20 protein-coding genes are annotated in these 22180 nt (G+C 63.4%); 1 reads left to right on the top strand and 19 read right to left on the bottom strand.

Features of this window, described 5'->3' with window-relative positions; all coding sequences use genetic code 11:
• Positions 1-26: 26 nt before the first annotated feature.
• The 9 genes from ASU23_RS21330 to ASU23_RS21290 form a co-directional block, all read right to left on the bottom strand.
• The gene (locus ASU23_RS21330) at positions 27-1142 is read right to left on the bottom strand and encodes a NiFe hydrogenase small subunit (protein ID WP_007735073.1); all 1116 of its coding nucleotides are present in this window, start codon (positions 1140-1142) and stop codon (positions 27-29) included.
• A 180-nt stretch (positions 1143-1322) separates the two neighbouring features.
• A complete protein-coding gene (gene hypB, locus ASU23_RS21325; protein ID WP_058038664.1) occupies positions 1323-2135 on the bottom strand; it encodes a hydrogenase nickel incorporation protein HypB in 813 nt (270 codons plus the stop codon).
• 2 nt (positions 2136-2137) lie between these two features.
• Positions 2138-2467 carry a hydrogenase maturation nickel metallochaperone HypA gene (gene hypA, locus ASU23_RS21320; protein WP_073512368.1) on the bottom strand — a complete coding sequence of 110 codons (330 nt, stop codon included), beginning with the start codon at positions 2465-2467 and terminating at the stop codon, positions 2138-2140.
• A gap of 160 nt (positions 2468-2627) precedes the next feature.
• A complete protein-coding gene (locus ASU23_RS21315) occupies positions 2628-4322 on the bottom strand; it encodes a cutinase family protein (RefSeq protein ID WP_058038663.1) in 1695 nt (564 codons plus the stop codon).
• Between the two features lie 181 nt (positions 4323-4503).
• Entirely contained in the window at positions 4504-5616 is a 1113-nt protein-coding gene (locus ASU23_RS21310) for an alcohol dehydrogenase catalytic domain-containing protein (RefSeq protein ID WP_172827083.1), read from the bottom strand.
• Between the two features lie 28 nt (positions 5617-5644).
• Positions 5645-7003 carry a pitrilysin family protein gene (locus ASU23_RS21305; protein WP_003942169.1) on the bottom strand — a complete coding sequence of 453 codons (1359 nt, stop codon included), beginning with the start codon at positions 7001-7003 and terminating at the stop codon, positions 5645-5647.
• Positions 7004-7130: 127 nt separating this feature from the next.
• The gene (locus ASU23_RS21300; protein ID WP_020907444.1) at positions 7131-9401 is read right to left on the bottom strand and encodes a polyribonucleotide nucleotidyltransferase; all 2271 of its coding nucleotides are present in this window, start codon (positions 9399-9401) and stop codon (positions 7131-7133) included.
• Positions 9402-9853: 452 nt separating this feature from the next.
• The gene (gene rpsO / locus ASU23_RS21295; protein WP_003942254.1) at positions 9854-10123 is read right to left on the bottom strand and encodes a 30S ribosomal protein S15; all 270 of its coding nucleotides are present in this window, start codon (positions 10121-10123) and stop codon (positions 9854-9856) included.
• A gap of 157 nt (positions 10124-10280) precedes the next feature.
• Entirely contained in the window at positions 10281-11261 is a 981-nt protein-coding gene (locus ASU23_RS21290) for a bifunctional riboflavin kinase/FAD synthetase (protein WP_003942148.1), read from the bottom strand.
• A 117-nt stretch (positions 11262-11378) separates the two neighbouring features.
• Between ASU23_RS21290 and ASU23_RS21285 the strand changes: the two genes are divergently transcribed.
• Positions 11379-12125, top strand: coding sequence for a metal-dependent transcriptional regulator (locus ASU23_RS21285; RefSeq protein ID WP_058038661.1), 747 nt, complete (start codon positions 11379-11381; stop codon positions 12123-12125).
• Positions 12126-12134: 9 nt separating this feature from the next.
• Here the strand turns inward: ASU23_RS21285 and ASU23_RS21280 are convergent, their stop codons facing one another.
• From ASU23_RS21280 to ASU23_RS21235, 10 genes are all read right to left on the bottom strand, one after another.
• Complete coding sequence (locus tag ASU23_RS21280; RefSeq protein ID WP_058038660.1) at positions 12135-12611, bottom strand: GNAT family N-acetyltransferase; 477 nt, start codon at positions 12609-12611, stop codon at positions 12135-12137.
• Positions 12608-13528, bottom strand: coding sequence for a tRNA pseudouridine(55) synthase TruB (truB, locus tag ASU23_RS21275; RefSeq protein ID WP_058038659.1), 921 nt, complete (start codon positions 13526-13528; stop codon positions 12608-12610). The genes ASU23_RS21280 and truB overlap by 4 nt, the downstream gene beginning before the upstream one ends.
• A 24-nt stretch (positions 13529-13552) precedes the next feature.
• The gene (locus tag ASU23_RS21270) at positions 13553-14212 is read right to left on the bottom strand and encodes a 4'-phosphopantetheinyl transferase (RefSeq protein WP_003942126.1); all 660 of its coding nucleotides are present in this window, start codon (positions 14210-14212) and stop codon (positions 13553-13555) included.
• A 13-nt stretch (positions 14213-14225) separates the two neighbouring features.
• Positions 14226-15149 (bottom strand): metallophosphoesterase, encoded by a 924-nt coding sequence (locus tag ASU23_RS21265; protein WP_058038658.1) that lies wholly within the window; start codon positions 15147-15149, stop codon positions 14226-14228.
• Positions 15134-16471 (bottom strand): MATE family efflux transporter, encoded by a 1338-nt coding sequence (locus ASU23_RS21260; RefSeq protein ID WP_301336404.1) that lies wholly within the window; start codon positions 16469-16471, stop codon positions 15134-15136. Before ASU23_RS21260 ends, ASU23_RS21265 begins: the two co-directional genes overlap by 16 nt.
• Positions 16472-16547: 76 nt before the next feature.
• Complete coding sequence (locus tag ASU23_RS21255; RefSeq protein ID WP_058038657.1) at positions 16548-17540, bottom strand: bifunctional oligoribonuclease/PAP phosphatase NrnA; 993 nt, start codon at positions 17538-17540, stop codon at positions 16548-16550.
• Between the two features lie 12 nt (positions 17541-17552).
• Complete coding sequence (gene rbfA, locus ASU23_RS21250) at positions 17553-18032, bottom strand: 30S ribosome-binding factor RbfA (RefSeq protein ID WP_003942248.1); 480 nt, start codon at positions 18030-18032, stop codon at positions 17553-17555.
• A 311-nt stretch (positions 18033-18343) separates the two neighbouring features.
• On the bottom strand, positions 18344-18634 hold the full coding sequence (locus ASU23_RS21245) for a DUF503 domain-containing protein (protein WP_003942205.1): 291 nt from the start codon (positions 18632-18634) through the stop codon (positions 18344-18346).
• Positions 18635-18747: 113 nt separating this feature from the next.
• A complete protein-coding gene (gene infB / locus ASU23_RS21240) occupies positions 18748-21702 on the bottom strand; it encodes a translation initiation factor IF-2 (RefSeq protein WP_058038656.1) in 2955 nt (984 codons plus the stop codon).
• A 108-nt stretch (positions 21703-21810) separates the two neighbouring features.
• Positions 21811-22161, bottom strand: coding sequence for a YlxR family protein (locus ASU23_RS21235; RefSeq protein WP_019748063.1), 351 nt, complete (start codon positions 22159-22161; stop codon positions 21811-21813).
• Between the last annotated feature and the right edge of the window lie 19 nt (positions 22162-22180).

Below are 22180 nucleotides of genomic sequence, written 5' to 3'. Positions count from 1 at the left end.
GAACTGATTTGAATGTATCCGGTCGGTCACCACGTACGCGTTGCACCGGTGAGTAATTTCGACCCGCGCTCGCGCCAGTGCGGTTCCTTGTCCAACGTGTGACCGGTGATCCGGCGCAGACTGTGAATCACGGACCCGTACATTCCCACCGCATTGGTGGAGAGTTTGCCGCCAGGTGGTTCATCCATGAACGGCATGAACTTGTCGGGGAACCCCGGCATCGTGCACCCGATACAGATCCCGCCGACGTTGGGACACCCGCCGACTCCGTTGATCCAACCACGTTTGGGGACATTGCATTTCACGACCGGTCCCCAACATCCGAGTTTGACGATGCACTTCGGTGACCCGTACTCCGTCGCGAACTCACCCTGCTCGTAGTACCCACCACGGTCACAGCCCTCGTGAACGGTGGCACCGAAAAGCCACTGCGGGCGCAGGGATTCGTCCAAGGGAATCATCGGCGCCTGGTCAGTGGCCATGTACAGAAGATAAGTCAGGGTCTCGGAGAGGTTGTCCGGCTGAATGGGACACCCGGGAACGCAGACGATCGGGATGCCCGCCTTCGATTTCCAGGTCCACCCGAGATAGTCCGGCACACCCATCGCACCGGTCGGATTGCCGGCCATCGCATGTATGCCGCCGTAGGTCGCGCACGTACCGACCGCAACTACCGCAGTGGCTTTCGGTGCCAGCTTGTCGAGCCATTCGCTCGTGGTGACCGGTTGGCCGGTTTCGCGATTGTTCCCGAAGCCGCACCAATACCCCTCGTCGTGAAGTTTCTCGTTCGGTATCGATCCTTCGACGACAAGAACAAAGGGTTCCAGTTCTCCGCGGTCGGCTTTCCAAAACCACTCCAGGAAATCGTCAGCGCCACCCTGCGGTCCGCATTCGAAGTCGATGAGCGGCCAATGAACCGCTACCTGAGGCAGGCCGGGCAACGCGCCGAGCGCGATCTCCTCGATACTGGGTTGTGTGGCTGCAGTGAGCGCCACCGAATCTCCGTCGCAACTGAGACCGGCATTGATCCACAGCACGTGGATCAGAGTTTCTTCCGCTTTGGCCGCTGCGCTTGCGGGGGTAGCTGCGCTTTCGGAGGCAGGTTCCGCCGTGGTGCCAGCAGTCGATTTTTGTGTGTCCATGTCAGCCGCTTTCACGGGTGCACTTGCGCCTGATTCTCGGCGCCGCCACCGGCCTGACACGCTATGGCCTCAAGACTCTGTGGCCTCGAATTGCCGCGGCACCGAAACGCTGACGCCACCGGAGTCGAACCTCGGCCCACTTGCGTGGCACCCACTCATTTCATTAACTACCCGAGCAGATCAGTTGTCAACGGCCACCGGAGAAATCGCCGAACGACTACCGATCCACTCGTACCACTCGTCCATGCCCTCACCTGTCGTGGCAGACAAAACAACAACGCGCACAGCAGGATTGAGTATTCTCGCCTGCTCGACGCAGGCATCGACGTCGAACTCGACGTACGGGAGCAAGTCGATCTTGTTGATCACCACGAGGTCCGCGACAGCGAAGATGTGTGGGTACTTTTTCGGCTTGTCTGCCCCCTCCGGCGTCGAAATTAGGACAACCTTGCCTTCCTCGCCGAGGTCGAAGAGCGCGGGGCACACCAGGTTTCCGACGTTTTCGATCAGAAGCAGCGATTCTTCAGCGGGATCCAAGGCGCGCAGTGCGCGGTCGATCATCGCGGCATCGAGGTGACATCCGGCCCCGGTATTCACCTGCACCACCGACGCGCCGGTATCTCGGATCCGCTCGGCGTCGAGCCGGGTTTCCTGGTCACCTTCGATCACGGCTATCGGTCGCTGACATCCGAGCTCCCGGATAGTTCGCGCCAGCAATGTCGTCTTCCCCGCGCCGGGGGAACTCATGATGTTGAGCGCCGTGATTCGGCGGTTCCGCATCCACTGACGATTGTGAACCGCAATGCCGTCGTTCTTGGCGAGCACCTGCTGCTCGAGAATCACGGTGTGGTCGGGGTGGCCGCGCTCATGGTCATGCTCGTGACCGTGCCCATGACCGTGCCCATGATCGTCGTGTTCCTGCTCGTGTTCTCCGTCTGCGACTACCGACACCCGAGGTCCTGTGGTGTCCCCGCACCCACACGTCGCGCACATGCTCAGCTCACTTCCATCGACAGGATCCGTAACTCTCGGCCGGCAAGCACCTCGACATCAGCACTGCCGCATTCACACAGCAAGAACATGTCGGGCGGCGAGAACATCACGCCGCAGCTTTTGCATCGCGCGCTGGTTGCAATCTCATCGATGTGCAAGCTGGCACCTTCGGCGTGAGTACCCGCGGTGACGACGTCGAAGCAGAACAGCAGAGAGTGTGGAACCACCGCGCAGAGTTGCCCTACTTCAAGCCGCACGCTCGATACTCGTCGCTCGCCGGCACGCTCACACACGGCTTCGACCACACTCTGCGCAATGGACAGCTCGTGCACGGTGAAACCCACGATTCGTGATCCGGAAACCTCCCTTCCACGATAAGCACCAACGGTCGCTGTGCGTAACCCGTACACGAAAACAGGCTGCGATCCGCAACTAATTGCGGATCGCAGCCTGTGACAGCGTTATTCGTGTGACGAACGCCGGCGAGAAGGATTACGGGTTCGGAACCGGCACCTTCGTCGTCGTGGTCGTCGACGTCACTGTCGTAGTCGGGGGCGCCGTCGTTGCATCCGTTCCCGCTACCGGTGTGGTCGGAACTGTCGACGTCGGCGTCACTGCCGCCGAACCCGTCGGAGTGGCAACCGCTCCCGATGTGACCGACGCCGATCCTGCCGCAGGCACCTGTGACGTGGTTGCGGGCGCTCCAGCAGATCCCGTGGAGCCAGTGGTCCCGGCCGGTGCCTGACCGGTTCCGGTGCCTTCAGCCACCGCGGCGTCGCCCTCAGCATTGCCGTCAGCCATGTAGGCATCGACAGCAGCACTGATCTGTTCCGGGGTCGGCTTCGCAGTTGTGTCGACGGGCTTTCCTTCCTTCGCCTGCTGGGCGAGGTAGGTGAGCCAGGCCGCTGCGTACTCAGCTGAAGTCAACGGCTTGCCGTTGGCCGCATCCGCATCTCGCCAGTAATCGAAGTGGTGTCCGACGTCTGGAGCGAGTGTCTGCTGGTAGGGGTCGCTCAAGATCACGGGAATCGTGTTCTGGTTGGTAGCAATCAGACCGACGATCTCCTTGAAAAGCTTCTGCGGCAGATATGCCAGCGGAGACACCTTGTCGGTGGACACCGTCTCGCCCTCGGCTACCGGCGCCGGCGCGGGTGTTTTTCCGGGCTTGTACTCCGGATCCGAGACCTTGAGCATCACCTGAAGGAATGTCTCGTCACTCTGCATCCAGTTGGGATTGGACGAAATGTCTGCGAACGCCTCGAAGACGATCTGGCCGAACACCACCGCGACGTCCTGACCGGTGGCCGGGTTCAGACCCTGCGCTTCGAGTTGGTCGATGTTCAACTGCCGACCGACATTTGCCGCCAAGATCAACAGAGAGATGTTGCTGGGAGCCGAGCAGGTGAAGTCACCGTCCGAGCAGAAGGACGCGACCTTGCCGTTCAGCTTGCCGAAACCTCCGGCAGTGCCGGGGAGTACACCTTCGCCAGGTGTCGCGGAGGTGCCGTTCTGGTACTTCGTATTGAAGTTATCCGGGTTCGTGAACGGATTCTTGGCACCGAGGAACGTACCGTCGCCCGCTTCACGGCCTGCATCCGCCAGCATGACCACACCGACAACCTTGTCCGGGTCGACCCCGAACTCGTTGTTCTCCTGCGTACCGATGTCCATCGCGACGCAACGCACCACATCGGCGCCTTCGCTGTACCCGACGATCGAGAACTGAGTCTTCGGGCATTCCTTGGCGATGGCACTCATCACGGACTGCGTATTTGCAGCGCCGGCAGCGACGGCATCCTCGTAGGACGCCATGTTGGCCGGGTACGCGATGTACACAGCCGCGTACGAGCCGGGCTTGTTCGCGTTGACGGAGCCTGCCGGGTTGATCACCTGGTCGACGCGTTCACTCTTGTAGTCACCGGACAGGGCGGCCGGCAGCGGCTTCCCGTCGGCTCCCAGCAACATCTTCACCGTCGAAGCGTCCGGTGTGTCGTGTCGACCGGCAACCGCGATGCTGACCATGTCGTGACACTCGGTGACCGACGACGTCAATTGTGTCTCGATCGTGCGTGACTCCGGAGAGTCCACAGCGACCGCAACCGCGACCAGTGCGGCCACGCCGAGCGCTGCGGGCGCTACTGCACCCGCCAGTATTCGATGTCGCGAAAAGAACCCACGAACCGGCATATCTTCTCCCCAATCAGCTTTTGGAAAACGTACGACCGACCCCCGGGGCGTCACGCAACGTCATTCGAGTAGTCGTCCAGTACGAGAGGAGCGTTACAACGGGTAACGATTTTCCGTGGCGACTCGGGAGGGAATCGGGAGCGCAAACGCCTCATTTCCGCTGCATAACACCGACGTGCACCTACTCCGCGTCGAAGATAATGACCTGTCGGATTGCTTTTCCGTCGGCGAGTTCGTCCATACCCGAATTGATGTCGGCCAATTCGATTCGCGAGGAAATGAGCTTCTCGACCGGCAGCTTCCCGTCGCGCCACAACTGCGCGTAGATCGGGATGTCGCGGGACGGGACCGCAGATCCCAGGTAGCTGCCGATAATGGTCCGCGCTTCGGCGACCAGTCCGAGAGGTGAGATCGACGAGCGCGCGTCAGGCGCCGGCAACCCGACCGTGACGGTCGTGCCACCCGCTGCCGTCGCAGCCACCGCTGTCTCGAAGGCCCGAGAATTTCCCGCGGCCTCGACGACGATGTCTGCGCGAACGCCACTCTCGGACAGGCCGGACGGTGTGAAGACCTCGGTCGCGCCCAGTTCCAGCGCCTGAGCCAGCTTGGACTCCAGTGCGTCGACGCCGATGACGTTCTCGACCCCGAGTGCCCTCGCCGTCAGGATTGCGGCCATCCCGACGCCACCCAAGCCGACCACCATCACGGTGTCTGCCGGGCGAGGCTTCGCCGCGTTGAGGAGCGCTCCCCCACCGGTCAACACCGCGCAACCGAGTACGGCTGCAATTTCGGCCGGGATGTCGTCGTCGACGGGAACAACCGACTTGGCGTTGACCACAGCATGCGTCGCGAAACCCGAAACACCGAGATGATGTTTGACGTTCTCGCCGGAGCGCCGCAGTCGTTGCGCGCCACCGAGCAAACTGCCGTCGTTGTTGGCAGCGCTACCCACCGTGCAAGGCATCCGGCCGTCAGTGGCGCATCCCGCACATTCACCGCACCGTGGAAGAAAAGTCATCACGACGCGGGTGCCCACCGACAACGAATCAACTCCGTCGCCGAGTTCGATGATTCGACCTGCCGCCTCATGGCCCAACAACATCGGCACGGGTCGTACCCGATTCCCGTCGACCACGGAGAGGTCGGAGTGACAAAGCCCGGCAGCTTCGATCTTGACCAGGATCTCACCCGGGCCCGGGGATTCGAGGTCGAGTTCCGAAATCGAAATCGGAGTCGACTCTGCGAAGGGACGCTTCCGGCCGATCTCTTCGAGCACTGCACCACGGATCTTCAACTGCACACCCCGATTTCGATAGTTCGAACTACTTGCCCACGATCCCGCGTACCGACGCGGGGAGGTCACGAACCCGCTTGTACGGACCCACGACGGCGGCTGCAAACGGCCTCGTCAAGAGCACCTGCGCCACCTCGAGCACCTCTTCGGAGGTGACTGCGTCGATGGTCGCGAGCGTCTGCGCAACACTGCGATGGTTGCCGTAGTTCAGTTCACTGCGACCGATACGGTTCATGCGTGAGCCTGAATCTTCCAGTGCCAGAACCAATCCGCCGCGCAGCGATCCCTTGGCGCGGGCGATCTCGGCATCGGTGATTCCGTCCGTCGCCACGTTCGCGAGTACCTCGCGGATCACCGTGGCAACCTCCCCGAGGTTCTCCGGCTGGCAACCTGCATACACGGAGAACGCTCCGGTGTCCGCGAAGGTGTCGACGCCCGAATAGACGGAGTACGCAAGCCCGCGCTTCTCCCGAATCTCTTGGAACAGACGAGAACTCAGCCCACCGCCCACTGCGGCGTTGAGCACCGACAGCGCCCAGCGATGGCCCTCGTGCCGGCCGAACGCGCGTACCCCGAGCGCAAGGTGGACCTGCTCGCTGTCGCGGTGGGTCAAGCTCAATTCAGGCATCGTTCGCAACCGCAGAGTGCCTTCGCGCCGCGGCGCCGGCTTGACCCCGCGCTCGAGATGTCCGGCAAATGCACGGCGAGCGAGCGTCACAACCTGCTTGTGGTCGACGTTTCCCGCTACGGCCAGCACCATCCGCTGCGGTGTGTAACGCCGAACATGGAAGGAATGCAACTGATTGCGCGACATCGACTCGATCGATTCGACGCTACCGATGATCGGACGGCCGACAGGATGATCGCCGAACAACGCGGTCAGGAACGCGTCGCCGAGCAAGTCTTCCGGATCGTCGTCACGCATCGCGATCTCTTCGAGCACTACTTGCCGCTCGACGTCGACGTCCGCGGTTCTGCAACGCCCTCGCAGCACGACGTCGGCGACAAGGTCAACCGCCATCGGAAGGTCGTCGTCGATCACGTGCGCGTAGAAACAGGTGTGTTCCTTCGACGTGAATGCATTGAGTTCGCCGCCCACACCATCCATGACCTGCGCGATGTCCAACGCCGTCCGTGACGGCGTCGACTTGAACAGCAGGTGCTCGAGAAAATGCGCGGCACCGGCCACACTCGGCTGCTCGTCGCGCGAGCCGACTCCGACCCACACACCGACGGAGGCGGAACGCACACCGGGAATGAACTCGGTGACGACGCGCAGGCCGCCGGGAAGGACCGTGCGCTGTACTCCGGATTCGGGAGTCGCATCGATCGGCGATTTCAGCACAGCGCTGCGGCTGCGCGTGGTGTTGGGAGTGGTCTTTGCCATGAAAAGGTTCAGCAGTCCTCGGTGCAAGTGGTCAATCAGGTATCTACAGGCTCTGTGTCTACAGACAGTACAGATGCGGCCCCGCACGGAAATCCGCGCGGGGCCGCATCAGAGTACGAAGTGAGATCTACTCGGAAGCAGCCTCGTCGGCGGCCGGAGCGGCAGCCTCGTCGTTGCCCTCTTCGACCGGGATCAGCGAGATCTTGCCACGTGCATCGATGTCGGCGATCTCGACGCGGATCTTGGATCCGACGTTGACCACGTCTTCGACCTTGGCAATGCGCTTACCGCTGCCCAGCTTCGAGATGTGCACCAGTCCGTCGCGTCCCGGCAGGAGCGAAACGAAGGCACCGAAGGCGGTGGTCTTGACGACCGTGCCCAGGAACCGCTCGCCGACCTTGGGGAGCTGCGGGTTGGCAATGGCGTTGATCATGTCGATCGCGGCCTGTGCAGACGGTCCATCGGTGGCGCCGACGAACACGGTGCCGTCGTCTTCGATGGAGATGTTGGCACCGGTCTGCTCGGTGATGGAGTTGATCATCTTGCCCTTGGGGCCGATGACCTCACCGATCTTGTCGACGGGGACCTTGATGGCCGTCACGCGGGGAGCGAACGGGCTCATCTCGTCCGGGGTGTCGATGGCTTCCGCCATGACCTCGAGGATCGTGGTCCGTGCGTCCTTCGCCTGCGAGAGTGCACCGGCGAGGACCTGCGACGGGATGCCGTCGAGCTTCGTGTCCAGCTGCAGGGCCGTGACGAAGTCCTTGGTACCTGCGACCTTGAAGTCCATGTCGCCGAAGGCGTCTTCGGCGCCGAGGATGTCGGTCAGCGCGACGTAGCGGGTTTCGCCGTCGACCTGGTCGGAAACCAGACCCATGGCGATACCGGCAACCGGAGCGCGAAGCGGCACACCGGCGTTGAGCAGTGCGAGCGTGGACGCGCACACCGAGCCCATCGAGGTGGAACCGTTGGAGCTCAGCGCCTCGGAGACCTGGCGAATCGCGTAAGGGAACTCTTCGACGCTGGGCAGAACCGGCATGAGAGCGCGCTCGGCGAGTGCACCGTGACCGATTTCGCGACGCTTCGGCGAACCGACGCGGCCCGTCTCACCGGTGGAGTACGGCGGGAAGTTGTAATGATGCATGTAGCGCTTGGTGGTCTCGGGACCGAGCGAGTCGACCTGCTGAGCCATCTTGACCATGTCGAGAGTGGTCACACCCAGGATCTGGGTCTCGCCACGCTCGAACAGTGCGGAGCCGTGTGCGCGCGGGATGATCGCGACCTCGGCGGACAGCGAACGGATGTCCGTGACGCCGCGGCCGTCGATGCGGAACTGATCGCGCAGGATGCGCTGGCGAACCAGCTTCTTGGTGAGCGAGCGGAACGCTGCTCCCAGTTCCTTTTCGCGGCCTTCGAAGTTCGGTGCAACCTGCTCGAGAACCTCGACCTTGACCTCGTCGGTCTTGTCGTCGCGTTCCTGCTTGCCGGCGATTGTCAGTGCGGCATTGAGCTTTTCGGACGCAGCGGCCTCGACGGCAGCAAAAACGTCGTCCTGGTACGCCGGGAAGACCGGGTAGTCACCCGTGGGCTTTGCAGCCTTGGATGCCAGTGCTGCCTGTGCAGCGCACAGACGTGCGATGAACGGCTTGGCGGCCTCGAGGCCTTCGGCGACGATGGCCTCGGTCGGTGCCTGAGCGCCGTCGGCGATCTTCGCGATGACGTTGTCGGTGGCCTCGGCCTCGACCATCATGATCGCGACGTCGGCGTTGTCACCGCTGCCGGACACGACGCGGCCGGCGACGACCATGTCGAAGACAGCGTTCTCGAGCTGATCGACCGTCGGGAATGCAACCCACTGGCCGGCCTTGTTGTCCTCGGAGACGATGAGTGCAACACGCACGCCACCGACGGGGCCGGAGAACGGCAGGCCCGCGATCTGCGTCGACGCGGAAGCGGCGTTGATAGCCACGACGTCGTACAGATCCTGCGGGTTGAGGCTCATGACCGTGACGACGACCTGGATCTCGTTACGGAGACCGTCGACGAACGACGGACGCAGCGGCCGGTCGATGAGGCGGCAGGTCAGGATCGCGTCGGTGGAGGGGCGTCCCTCACGACGGAAGAACGAACCGGGGATGCGGCCCGCTGCGTACATGCGCTCTTCGACGTCCACCGTCAGGGGGAAGAAGTCGAAGTGCTCCTTGGGGTGCTTGCTGGCGCTCGTGGCGGACAGCAGCATGGTCTCGTCGTCCAGGTAAGCAACGACGGCGCCGGCGGCCTGCTGAGCAAGGCGTCCGGTCTCGAAACGGATGGTGCGGGTACCGAAGGACCCGTTGTCGATCACGGCGGTGGATTCGAACACGCCTTCGTCGACCTCTACTACGGAATTCTCTGTCATTCTTTTCTCTTCACTTCCCTCTCGTCTTCGCCGTACCCGCGCGGGCGTTTCCACCCTCCTGGTGGAAACTGCGCACCGAGGGACGTCCCCCTCTTGAATTGCAGACGCTCCTTGCGATGCGAGCGATTTCTGCTTCGGGACGTCACGACGTTCGGGCGGCCGTCGATCGAAGTCCGCCGGAGCTTTCGGGCACTTGCCCGGTCCGGAGAACCACTACCGACAACCGACACCACGTTCTCTGGTGCATACGGTGTGCTGGCTGCGCACTGCACAACTGCGCCTAGACAACTGCGCCTGGACAACTGTGCATAGCGCCGACAGCGGAAACTGCCTTGCGGCAGCTAACGCCGAAAGCCAGCGAAGCCCAGTATATGCGTGGCTTCGCCGGCTGACGGAGTGTTCGGCAAACCGAAGCATGCCGTGTTGCTTTCGATCAGCGTCGTGAGAAAAATCTAGCGACGCAGGCCGAGACGCTCGATGAGCGTGCGGTAGCGAGCGACGTCGGTCTTTGCCACGTACTTCAGCAGACGACGACGGCGACCGACCATCAAGAGCAGTCCACGACGCGAGTGGTGGTCATGCTTGTGGGTCTTGAGGTGCTCGGTGAGATCGGTGATGCGCTTGGTGAGCATTGCCACCTGAGCTTCAGGCGATCCCGTGTCGGTCTCGTGCAAGCCGTACTCGCCGAGAACGACCTTCTTTTCTTCCGTGGTCAATGCCACTTGATTCACTCCTGTGATGACGTTTGCGTGAAAGGAACTAGATCGGTGCGGCCACCGCAAACCGCAGCACGCACCGAGAGAAGATCCTACCAGCAGCAATGAGGCGCTTTCGCCCACCTGGAGCGAATGTGGCGGCCGCCACTGACACAGGAGCAGCTCAACCGACGCTGCGTTCTGCATCCTCACTCAGAATCCGGCGTGCGCGTTCGACATCTCGGTTCATCGCCGTGATGAGCGACTCGATCGAGTCGAACTTCTCCATACCGCGAATCCGCGAAACCAGGTCGACCGCGACGTGTTGTCCGTACAGGTCTGCTTCGGTGTCGAGAACGTATGCCTCCACGGTTCGGGTCCGGCCCGAGAAGGTCGGATTGGTACCCACAGACACCGCGGCTTGGTATCGGCGACCGGGAACGACGGTTCCGAGTTCCTCGCCGGCACCGAGCACCGTGAACCACGCCGCGTACACGCCGTCGGCCGGAATCGCCGAAAACATCGGCGGTGCAACGTTGGCCGTCGGGAACCCCAACTCGCGTCCACGCTTGTCACCGTGGACGACCACACCTTCGACACGATGTGGACGGCCCAGAGCTTCGGTAGCCGCTTCCATGTCGCCTGCGTCGACGCACGAGCGGATGTAGGTCGACGAGAACGTCACCGCATGCTCGGCGAGCAGCTGGACGCCGTCGACGGCAAAGCCGAAGCGAGCGCCCATTTCACGAAGAAGATCGACATTGCCGAGCGCCTTCTTGCCGAAGGTGAAGTTGTCCCCCACCACGACCTCGGCGACATGTAGACGTTCGACGAGAATCTCGTGGACGTAGCGCTCCGGCGTCAGCTTCATGAAATCAGCGGTGAACGGCATCACGCAGAACACGTCGATGCCCAGATCCTGAGCCAATTCCGCACGCCGTTGCAGCGTCGTCAACTGGGCTGGATGACTACCCGGTCGCACAACCTCCATAGGATGCGGGTCGAACGTCATCAACACGCTCGGAACACCACGTTTGCGGGCAGCGGTAACCGCTCTCGCTATCAATTGGGCATGCCCACGATGCACACCATCGAACACACCGATAGTGAGCACACAACGACCCCAATCGGCCGGAACTTCGTCGAGACCACGCCATCTCAGCACGATTGGCAGCCTACGGGTCCACCGGCGGCGGGTCACGTTCGGACCCGCCCAGCGAATCACCGCTGTGCTGCCGCTCACGTACGGAAGTTCCGGATTTCGTAGCCTAAGCTAAGCGTTGTGGCAGCTCACAAGACCGGAACCTCGGAAGCATCATCGACGTCGGATGGCGACAGCACTTCGGCGCAGGACGCGGCAATCGACACGCTCGCACTCTCGTCGGTGGCCCAGGACTACCTCAAGGTCATCTGGACTATCCAGGAGTGGTCCCACGAGCGGGTTTCCACCAAGCTCCTGTCCGAGAAAATGAGCGTCTCGGCCTCGACGGTGTCCGAGGCGATCCGCAAACTCTCGGACCAGGGCCTGGTCGATCACGCCCGCTACGGATCCATCGCCCTGACCGACAGCGGCCGCGCCGCCGCCGTCTCCATGGTCCGGCGCCACCGGTTGATCGAGACCTATCTGGTTCAGGAACTCGGATACGGCTGGGACGAAGTCCACGACGAGGCCGAAGTCCTCGAACACGCCGTTTCCGATCTGATGATCTCGCGGATGGACGCCAAACTGGGCTTCCCCGAACGTGACCCGCACGGTGATCCCATTCCCGCCACCGACGGTTCGGTGCCGACTCCCCCGGCCCGCCAGCTCAGCGACTTCGCCAACGGTGAGCGGGGCCGCGTTGCCCGGATCTCCGATTCCGATCCCGAAATGCTCCGGTACTTCGATTCCGTCGGCGTCAGTCTCGATGTCGAGATCACCGTCGAGGAGCGCCGCGATTTCGCCGGGACAGTGTCCGTTCGACTCGGCGACAGCCCCGACACCATCGACTTGGGAAGTCCAGTCGCTCAAGCAATTTGGCTCGTCTAGCCGAGGTAGTCAAAGCGGCAGTCGGTATCGGCGTTCCACGGGCCGGACGCCGTCGGTCCGGGTCCAGTCGGCGAGCCTCTCGTCGACGTACACCCACCCTCGACGCTCGTACAGTGCGATCGCCGGCAGAGCGTCGTCGACGACGGCGAGCACCAGTTCCAACCGACTCTCGGCTGCGAAATCCGTCACAGCATCGAGTAGCGCATCGCTGAGGCCGTTTCCACGTGAGCCAGGATGAACGAACAATCGCGACACGGCTGTCGATCCCGCGGTTGTGGGCACACCTGCGACCTCGCTGTCGACGGCCACATGACCGACAACACGACCGTCACTCTCACCGACCCACGCCTTCACCACCGTGGGCGAACTGAGCCAGCGGTGCGGGTTCTGCGGCCACGTGTTCGGATATCCGTCGCACTCGTGGACCTGTGCCAGCGCATCGACGCAACCGTCGAGGTCGCCGTCGACACGCTCGCGGACGATCACCCGCGAAGCGTCGCCGGTCGCACGACCATCACCGAACTGGCGCGTCGACCCTTCTCCTGCAGAAGCGCAATCGTGTGACCGGTGGGATCGATCGCCGCACAGATCCCCTTCATCCCGATCGGCTCGAGCCAGCGCCCTTGGCTGATCGCCTCGGCTTCCTCCGCCGTGATCTGCCGATGCGGAAAAGCCGTCTGCGCGGCCTGATCGATGTCGAGGCTCACACCCGGCTGTTCCGCGAGATCTTCGAGCGTGCGCGCATGTTCGAGAGTGAACGGCCCGACGCGGGTGCGGCGCAGTGCCGTCAAATGACCGCCGACGCCCAATTCACGACCGAGGTCGCGGGCGAGCGAGCGGATGTACGTACCGGACGAGCACTCCACGTCGACGTCCAGATCGACGAATCCTCCCGGGACATCTCGCCGCGCCAGAACCTCGAAAGTCGACACCGTTACCGAGCGAGGCGCGAGTTCGACGGTTTCTCCGGCTCGCACCAGCGCGTGTGCGCGCTGACCGTCGACCTTGATAGCACTCACGCTCGCCGGGATCTGCTTGATGTCTCCGGTCAGCGTGGCCACGATCGCCGCGATCTCCGCGTCCGTCACTTGCGATGCGTCTGTGGAAGTCAGGACCTCACCCTCGGCGTCGTCCGTGTCCGTCGCTGCACCGAGGCGAATGGTCGCCGAATACGCCTTGGTGGTCAGCGCCAGGAGTCCGAGCAACTTGGTCGCACGCTCCACACCGAGAACAAGGACGCCGGTCGCCATGGGATCCAGCGTCCCGGCATGTCCCACTTTGCGGGTGTTCAACAACTTGCGGCACCGAGCGACCACGTCGTGGCTGGTGATACCCGCCTCTTTGTCGACAATCAGAATTCCGGCGCCGACAAGACCGGAGGAAGGCTTTTCACGAGCTGACACGTGTGCCGATTCTGCCAGTCGCGCTCACTGCACCGAAATTGCCGTCAGGATGAGTCCGTCCGACACCAACCACCTGCCGTCGAAAGAGGTGAGCGGCGGACCGGACGTCGCCTCACCGGGGACCAGCAGACGCGAGTTGAAAGTGCCGGACGTTTCCGACTCCGCCTCAAACGTGATGTGGGCGTCCTCGAAACCCAACCAGCGCCCGGTGAGCGGAAACCACGCCTTGTACGTGGCTTCCTTCGCGCAGAAGAGCACTCGATCCCAGTGCACCGGACCGCCGGTTTCCTGAGTGTCCAACCACGTTCGTTCCGCCTCGATGCTGACCGCGGGCAATACCCCGTCCGGCAGCGGGCCGTGCGGTTCGGCGTCGATACCGAGTGAGCGGACCTGCATGGAGTACGCCAGGACAGCGCCGCGGTAGCCGTCGCAATGGGCGAGGCTCCCGACCACTCCCTGCGGCCAGAGCGGCGCACCACGCTCACCGCGCATGACAGCGGCAGACGGAACACCGAGCTTGCCCATCGCCTGACGCGCAAGGTGCCGGGTGGTCACGAACTCACGACGACGCTTCTCGACCGCGCGGCCGATCAACGCCTCCTCACTGGGGTGCGGAACCAGACCGGGCGGATCCACGAAGGCCTCGGCCGTCGCAACTCCACCGGGAAGAATCTGTTCGATCACGTAGCGATACCTCTCAGCGTCCGGCGCGCATGCGCTCGACTTCGGCTTCCTGCTCCGGCGTGACCTTGAAGTGGCCACCCCACTTGTTGAGCGTTCCCGGCGGGTACTCCGGAACGGGAAGAATCTGACGCAACAACTTCTCCGGCAGTCCACGCCGACGCCACTCGCGCGGGTATCCGAGTGAGACTTCCTCGAAGCGGACGCCGTCGTAGTACGTGGTTCGAGGGATGTGCAGGTGCCCGTACACCGAGCACACCGCGTTGTACTTCACGTGCCAGTCGGCGGTAGCGGTGGTTCCGCACCACAGTGCGAACTCCGGATACATGAGCACGTCCGTCGGCTGCCGGACCATCGGGAAATGGTTCACGAGAACGGTTCTTGTGTCTTCGGGAAGCGCATCCAACCGCGCCTGGGTGTACTCGATCCTCGCCCGGCACCATGCGTCGCGCGTCGCATACGGCTGCGGTGAGAGTAGGAACTCGTCGGTGGCGACGACGTTCTTGTCACGCGCGATCTCGAGCCCGTGTTCCTTGTCTCGCGCACCTTCCGGCAGGAAGGAGTAGTCGTAGAGAAGAAACATCGGGACGACCGTGACCGGTCCCTCGTCTCCCTCCCACACCGGGAACGGGTCCTCGGGTGTGATGACGTCGAGTTCGCGGCACATGTTGACCAGGTACTCGTAGCGCGGCGCTCCGTGAATCTGAACCGGATCCTTGGCGGTCGTCCACAGTTCGTGGTTGCCCGGAATCCAGATGACCTTTGCGAATCGGCTGCGAAGGAGCTTCAACGCCCACCGAATGTCGTCAGTTTTCTCGGAAACATCTCCGGCGAGAATGAGCCAGTCGTCAGGCGAATCCGGAAACAGTTCCTCCGTCATCGGCTTGTTGCCGTTGTGACCGACATGAATGTCGCTCACCGCCATCAGCTTTGCTGCCACGATCCCTCTGCTTCCTCAGTTGAACTTCCGCGCTTCGCCGTCGCCGGACCTGTCACGGCCCACTTGCCGGAAAACGCTCGCCACGACACCGCGACCATCCGAAGTACTACGAACACGGTAAGCCCTGCCCAAATTCCGGCCAGCCCCCAGTCGTAGGCGAGAGAGAGCCAGATCGCGGGCAGAAACCCGAGAACGGCGCACAGCATGGTCGCGTTGCGCAGAAACACCACGTCCCCGGCGCCGAGCAGAACACCGTCGAGTGCGAAGACGATTCCCGCCACCGGCATGATCGCGACGAAGAACCACCATGCGATCGACATCTGACCGAGCACCTCGACGTCGGACGTGAAGATTCCGGGGATCACGGAGTGGCCGGCGGCGAAGAAGATCGCGAGCACCACGGCAAATACCGTCGACCAAGCGGTGATCCGCCAGGTCATCTTTTTCGCCGCGGCTGCGAATCCACCGCCTAGCGCCGCTCCGATCAGCGTCTGAGCTGCGATCGCCAAGGAATCGAGAAGGAGCGAAACCAGGTTCCACAGTTGGAGGACAACTTGGTGGGCACCGACTACAGCCGCACCGAACCTCGACGCCACTGCAGCCGCGGAAACGAAACACGCTTGGAATGCGAGGCTGCGCAGAATCAGGTCACGGCCCATCAGCATCTGCGCCCGCATGATCGCAAAATGTGGTCGAGCCGAAACCGGTTCACGAAAGAGCGCCCAGGCGAACAGCACACCCGAAACACTCTGGCCCACCAGATTCGCAACAGCTGATCCTTCGAGTTCCAGACGCGGAGCACCGAGCAAGCCGTGCACCAGAATCGGACACAACACCGCCGAAATACCCAGGCCGACAAGGACGAACCGCAGCGGTCGCACCGTGTTCTGAACCCCGCGCATCCAGCCGTTGCCGGCCAGGGCCACCAGGATGAGCGGAACACCCAACACCGCTATCCGGAGCCAACTTTCCGCAGCCGCGGCGATGTCGGGAGTCCCGGCCACCGCCGAAGTCAGCGGGCCGGCGATCACCTGCACGATCACGACCAAGGCCAAGCCGATCGCGGCCGCCAGCCAGGTCGCCTGAACACCCTCGCCCACCGCATCACGCTCGCGGCCCGCCCCGTGAAGCCGTGCGGCCCGCGCCGTGGTGCCGTACGACAAGAAGGTCAGCTGCGTACTCACCAACGACAGGATCAGACCACCGACTGCCAACCCGGCCAGCGGGAGTGCCCCGAGTCGGCCGACCACGGCGATGTCGAACAACAGATAGAGGGGTTCGGCTGCCAGCACCCCGAGTGCCGGAAACGCCAGGGAAAAGATTCGTCGCCCAGTGACGTCGAAATCAGCTGCCGAAGATCCCGCCGAGGTGGCGTCAGATTCGCTCAATGCCGCGGATTCAGCCGAGTGCCGCGACGAGCGCGGCAACAATCTCGTCGCTGGAACTGGTCGACGTGTATCCGGCCGACAGCCGATGTCCGCCGCCACCAAGACTTTCAGCGACCGCCGACACGTCGATCGCCGACTTTGCACGCAACGAGATCGACCAGCTTCCGGAAACCGACTCTTTAAGTACTGCGGCAACTTCGGCTTCCGAAGTGGTTCGCACGATATCGACGACGCTCTCGATCTCCTCGGAGCGAAGATCGCCGATGTCACTGCGTCGGATGACCGCGTACACCAGCCCACGGCCGTCCGCGGCTTCCGGGACCAGCACCGCGGACCCGAGTACCGAAGCCAGCATCGGCAACCACCCGAATGGATGGGTGTCGAGCAGCTTTCGCGCAATCGCGTCGCCGTCGATGCCGGTCGCCAGCAAACGCGCCGCGAGCACGTGCGGAAGCGGACCTCCCCACCGGAAGGAGCCGGTGTCGGTGACCAGTCCGGCATAGAGACAGTGCGCGATATCGCGATCGATCGCGACTCCCCACGCATCGAAGAATCGTGCGATGAGCGCCGTCGTCGAAGCAGCGGTTTCGTCGACGACGTTGATACTTCCGAATTCGGAATTGGAGCGATGGTGATCAAGGACGATCGTGCGATTCGCGCCGGCGAGTCGACTCGACAACTCACCGAGACGGCCCTCGCTGCCGACATCCACCGTCACCAGTACATCGACACTTTCCCGAACATCAGTGGGCGCCACGAGCAAGTGGAGACCGGGGAAATCGCGCATCGACTCGGGCAGCGCCGACGGCCGACTGAACGCGACCTGCACCGAAATGCCCCGACGCTCGAGAACGAGACCGAGCGCAAGTCCGCTGCCGATCGTGTCCGCATCCGGCTGCACATGGCAGAGAATTGTCACCGTGTGTGCCGATTCGAGAACCTCGGCCACCTGAGCGAACTTCGCCTCGCAGGGGTCGACGTCCGAAAGTGCGGTGATCGTCATTCTCGGTGCGCGTCAGTCGGCTTCACGAACATCTGGCGACGCCTCGTCTTCGTCCGAAGCCACTCGCGGCTCCTTGTACGGATCTGCATCTCCGGCCGGTTGTGCATTCTCACGCGCCTTGGCGACCTCGTCGTCGGCGGCCTTGGCACGGGCCAGCAGTTCTTCCATATGACGCGCGGTGTCGGGAACGGTATCGGCGACAAACGTCAGAGTCGGTGTGAAGCGAACTCCGGTTCCGGCACCGACCTTCGAGCGCAGAACACCCTTGGCCTTCTCGAGACCTGCGGCGGCGGCTTCCACATCGGGTGCGGAATCGACCTTCTCGCCCATGACTGTGTAGTACACCGTCGCGTCGTGCAGATCGTTGGTGACCTTGGTGTCCGTGATGGTCACGAATGCGAGTCGCGGATCCTTGATCTCGTGATCGATCGCCGTCGCGACGATGGTTCCGATACGCTTTGCCAACTTGCGTGCCCGGGCTGGATCTACCATGACTGTCAGTCTCCTCTACCTGGCCACTCGAATCGAGGTGACTCGATCGATCAAAGTTCTGGTTAACAAGAATTATTACCGACAACAGTCTCGTCCATCGGCTACCCGGCAACCAAATCACCATCGGTAGAGGTCTTCGACCACGAGCCACCGCCGCCAGGGCCGTCGTCGATCTCCACAGTTGTCGCATGTGTCGAGCGTGAGCACAAACACCGCCACAGTTGGACCCGAAGCCACCGAATCCCTTGCCGACGAACTCGATTCGTTACGGCGTCTGGAAGAGTGGCTAAAGCGACACCGCCCGATGACGCTCAGTCTTCCGGGCCGAAAATTCGCCTTCGCACAGCCAGCAACTGAATCTCCGGACGCTCAGCGACCGCCCGCTCACAATGATCGAGAACATCGTGCAGGTGATCGACGGACGAACTGACCACACCGACGCCCACGAGCGCACGACGCAGGCGTCCCTGCTCCCCCGCCTCCGCTGCACTCACACCGAATCGACGGAGTTCCGTCAGGATCGGCGACAGCATCGAACGCTTTTCCTTGAGTGAGTGGACATCGCCGAAAAGGATGTCGAACTCCAGTGCCCCTACAAACATTTTCCCCCTATACAGAGCCGAATGGACTCTCTCGGACTTGTATGTTCAAGTCCGAGAGAGTCCATGTCAGCTAGTACTCACGTGCGTCCGCCCCAACGCCCGTGTCGACATAATCAGTCGCGCGGCTTCTCGCGAAGCTCGTAGCACTCGAGAACGTCACCGATCTTGATATCGGAATAGGTAACGGTCAAACCACATTCGTAGCCTTCGCGAACCTCGGTAGCGTCTTCCTTCTCCCGCTTGAGCGAGGAGATGGTGACCGTCTCGGCAATGACCTTGCTGTCGCGGATGAGACGTGCCTTGGCGTTGCGACGGATGCTGCCCGACGTGACCAAGCAACCGGCAATGTTGCCGATCTTGGACGAACGGAACATGGCGCGGATCTCTGCCTTGCCCAGCTCGACCTCTTCGTACACCGGCTTGAGCAGACCCTTGAGTGCCTTCTCGACCTCGTCGATGGCCTGGTAGATCACCGAGTAGTAGCGAATGTCGACGCCCTCGCGGTTCGCCAGCTCCGTTGCCTTGCCTTCGGCGCGGACGTTGAAGCCGATGATGATCGCGTTGGACGCAGCAGCCAGGTTGACGTTGGTCTCCGTGATGCCACCGACACCGCGGTCGATGACGCGCAACTGCACCTCGTCGTCGATCGGAATTCCGAGGAGAGCCTCTTCGAGGGCCTCCACGGTTCCCGAGTTGTCACCCTTGAGGATCAAGTTCAGCTGTGAATGTTCCTTCAGAGCTGCATCGAGATCGTCGAGGCTGATGCGCTTACGACTCTTCGCTGCAAGCGCGTTGCGCTTACGTGCGTTGCGACGGTCCGCGATCTGACGAGCGATACGGTCCTCGTCGACCACGAGCAGGTTGTCGCCTGCACCGGGGACCGACGTGAAGCCGATGACCTGGACCGGACGTGAAGGCAGTGCCTCGTGGACGTCCTGACCGTGCTCGTCCACCATGCGGCGGACGCGGCCGTAAGCATCGCCGGCAACGATCGAGTCGCCGACCCGCAGCGTTCCGCGCTGAATGAGCACGGTAGCGACGGGGCCGCGGCCACGGTCGAGGTGCGCCTCGATGGCAACACCCTGAGCGTCCATGTCAGGGTTGGCGCGCAGATCCAGGGAAGCGTCGGCCGTCAACAGCACTGCTTCGAGCAGTGCGTCGATGTTGAGACCCTGCTTCGCCGAGATGTCGACGAACATGGTGTCTCCGCCGTACTCCTCGGCCACCAGTCCGTACTCGGTGAGCTGCTGCCGGATCTTGTCCGGGTTCGCGCCTTCCTTGTCGATCTTGTTCACCGCGACCACGATCGGCACGTCGGCCGCCTGGGCGTGGTTGATCGCTTCCACCGTCTGCGGCATGACGCCGTCGTCGGCTGCGACAACAAGGATCGCGAGGTCGGTGGCCTTGGCACCACGAGCACGCATGGCCGTGAAGGCCTCGTGACCGGGGGTGTCGATGAACGTCACGAGACGCTCGTTGCCCTCGAGCTCGGTCAGCACCTGGTAGGCACCGATGTGCTGCGTGATGCCGCCGGCTTCGCCCTCACGGACATTCGCCTTACGGATCACGTCGAGCAGACGGGTCTTACCGTGGTCGACGTGGCCCATGACGGTGACCACAGGCGGACGGGACTCGAGGTCCTCTTCTCCGCCGGCGTCCTCGCCGTAGGTGAGGTCGAAGCTGTCGAGCAGCTCGCGGTCCTCGTCCTCCGGGCTGACGACCTGCACGACGTAGTTCATTTCGCCGCCGAGCAGCTCCAGCGTCTCGTCGTTGACCGACTGAGTTGCCGTGACCATCTCACCGAGGTTGAACAACGCCTGCACGAGTGCTGCGGGGTTCGCATCGATCTTGTCCGCGAAGTCCGACAGCGATGCGCCGCGAGCGAGACGGATGGTCTCACCGTTGCCGCGTGGCAGCCTGACGCCGCCGACTGCGGGAGCCTGCATGCTTTCGTACTCGGCGCGCTTCGCCCGCTTCGACTTACGTCCACGGCGAACTGCTCCCCCGGGACGACCGAATGCACCTGCCGCTGCGCCGCGCTGACCGGGACGGCCACCGCCGCCGGGACGACCGCGGAATCCACCGGCCGGAGCTGCTCCACCGGGAGCACCTGCACCAGCACCGGCGCCGGGAGCGCCGCCGCCGCGGTATCCACCGCCGCCGCCGCCCGGACGACCACCGGGAGCGCCACCGGGACGACCCGGACGTCCGCCGCCACCGGGCGCGGGACGAGCGGAACGAGCAGGCATTGCACCCGGGTTCGGGCGAGGAGGCATGGAGCCGGGGCTGGGACGGGGTCCGCCCTGACCTGCAGGCGGACGGGGTCCACCCTGGCCGGGAGCCGGACGGGGACCGCCCTGACCCGGAGCCGGACGAGGTCCACCCTGACCGGGAGCCGGACGGGGACCGCCCTGACCCGGAGCCGGACGAGAACCGCCCTGACCTGCGCCCGGACGCGGTGCGCCGGGAGCCGGACGAGGTGCCGGACGCTCGGCGGGTGCCGAGGAGTACGGGTTGTTACCGACGCGAGGTGCCTTCGGTCCCGGACGCGGTCCGCCGGGCTTTGCGCCGGTGGACGGTGCGGCCGGAGCCGCGGGGGCTGCCGGTGCCGACGCTGCGGGAGCAGCCGGAGCCGGACGTGCCGGCTGTGCTGGTTTCGGAGCGTTGAACGTCGGGGTGGGGACCGGCGCTGACGGCGCTGACGGTGCTGCCGGAGCAGCGGCTGCGGGAGCCGCGGGGGCTGCCGGGGCCGGAGCTGCGGGAGCAGCCGGTGCGGGTGCGGCCGGCTTGGGGCCGGGACGCGGTGCGCCAGGCTTTGCAGCCGACGGCGACGGTGCGCCGGGCTTTGCCGCGGGGCGAGCCGCCGGAGCGGCTGCGCCGGTCTCGGACTTGGTTTCTGCTCCGCCTGCCGACGGGAATGACTCCCGCAGACGACGGGCGACGGGCGCCTCCACTGTGGATGACGCAGACTTCACGAACTCGCCTTGCTCCTTGAGCGTTGCGAGTAGTTCCTTGCTGGTGACACCGAGTTCTTTAGCCAACTCGTGCACGCGGGCCTTGCCTGCCACTGCTCTCCTCACTGATGAGGTCGAGCAGGAGGCATCCCACAGATGTGGGTCCCGCACGACCTCGGGTTATCGCCGATGGACGTTCATCGTTGGTGCTTCACGGTGTGCTCATGAGTGCTTGTGCCTGTTCTTCTCGAGAGGTACTGCTTTTGTGTGAACTGCGTCGACCAGCTGGTCGACAGCGGACGTGTCCAGATTTCCGGACACTCGCAGTGCTCTGCTGAATGCTCGGCGCCGCTCTGCCAGGCTCAGACAACTCGGATCCAGGTGCAGCCATGCACCTCGACCGGGGAGTCTTCGCGATACGTCGGGGACGAGCGGGGAACCCTCCGGCCCCTGCTCACCAACCACGACCCTCAACAGATCGACAGCCGACCCTTGTTCCCTGCATCCCACACACGTTCTGACCGGCGAACCGGGTTTCACGCGCGCAGAATCCGAGGACTCACGTCGAACCATTGTCCACTCTACCGCCGAA

Origin of the sequence: Rhodococcus sp. KB6, from assembly GCF_001445685.1 — a bacterium.
Classification (GTDB): Bacteria; Actinomycetota; Actinomycetes; order Mycobacteriales; family Mycobacteriaceae; genus Rhodococcus_F; species Rhodococcus_F qingshengii.
This window is presented reverse-complemented; position numbering and strand designations above follow the sequence as displayed.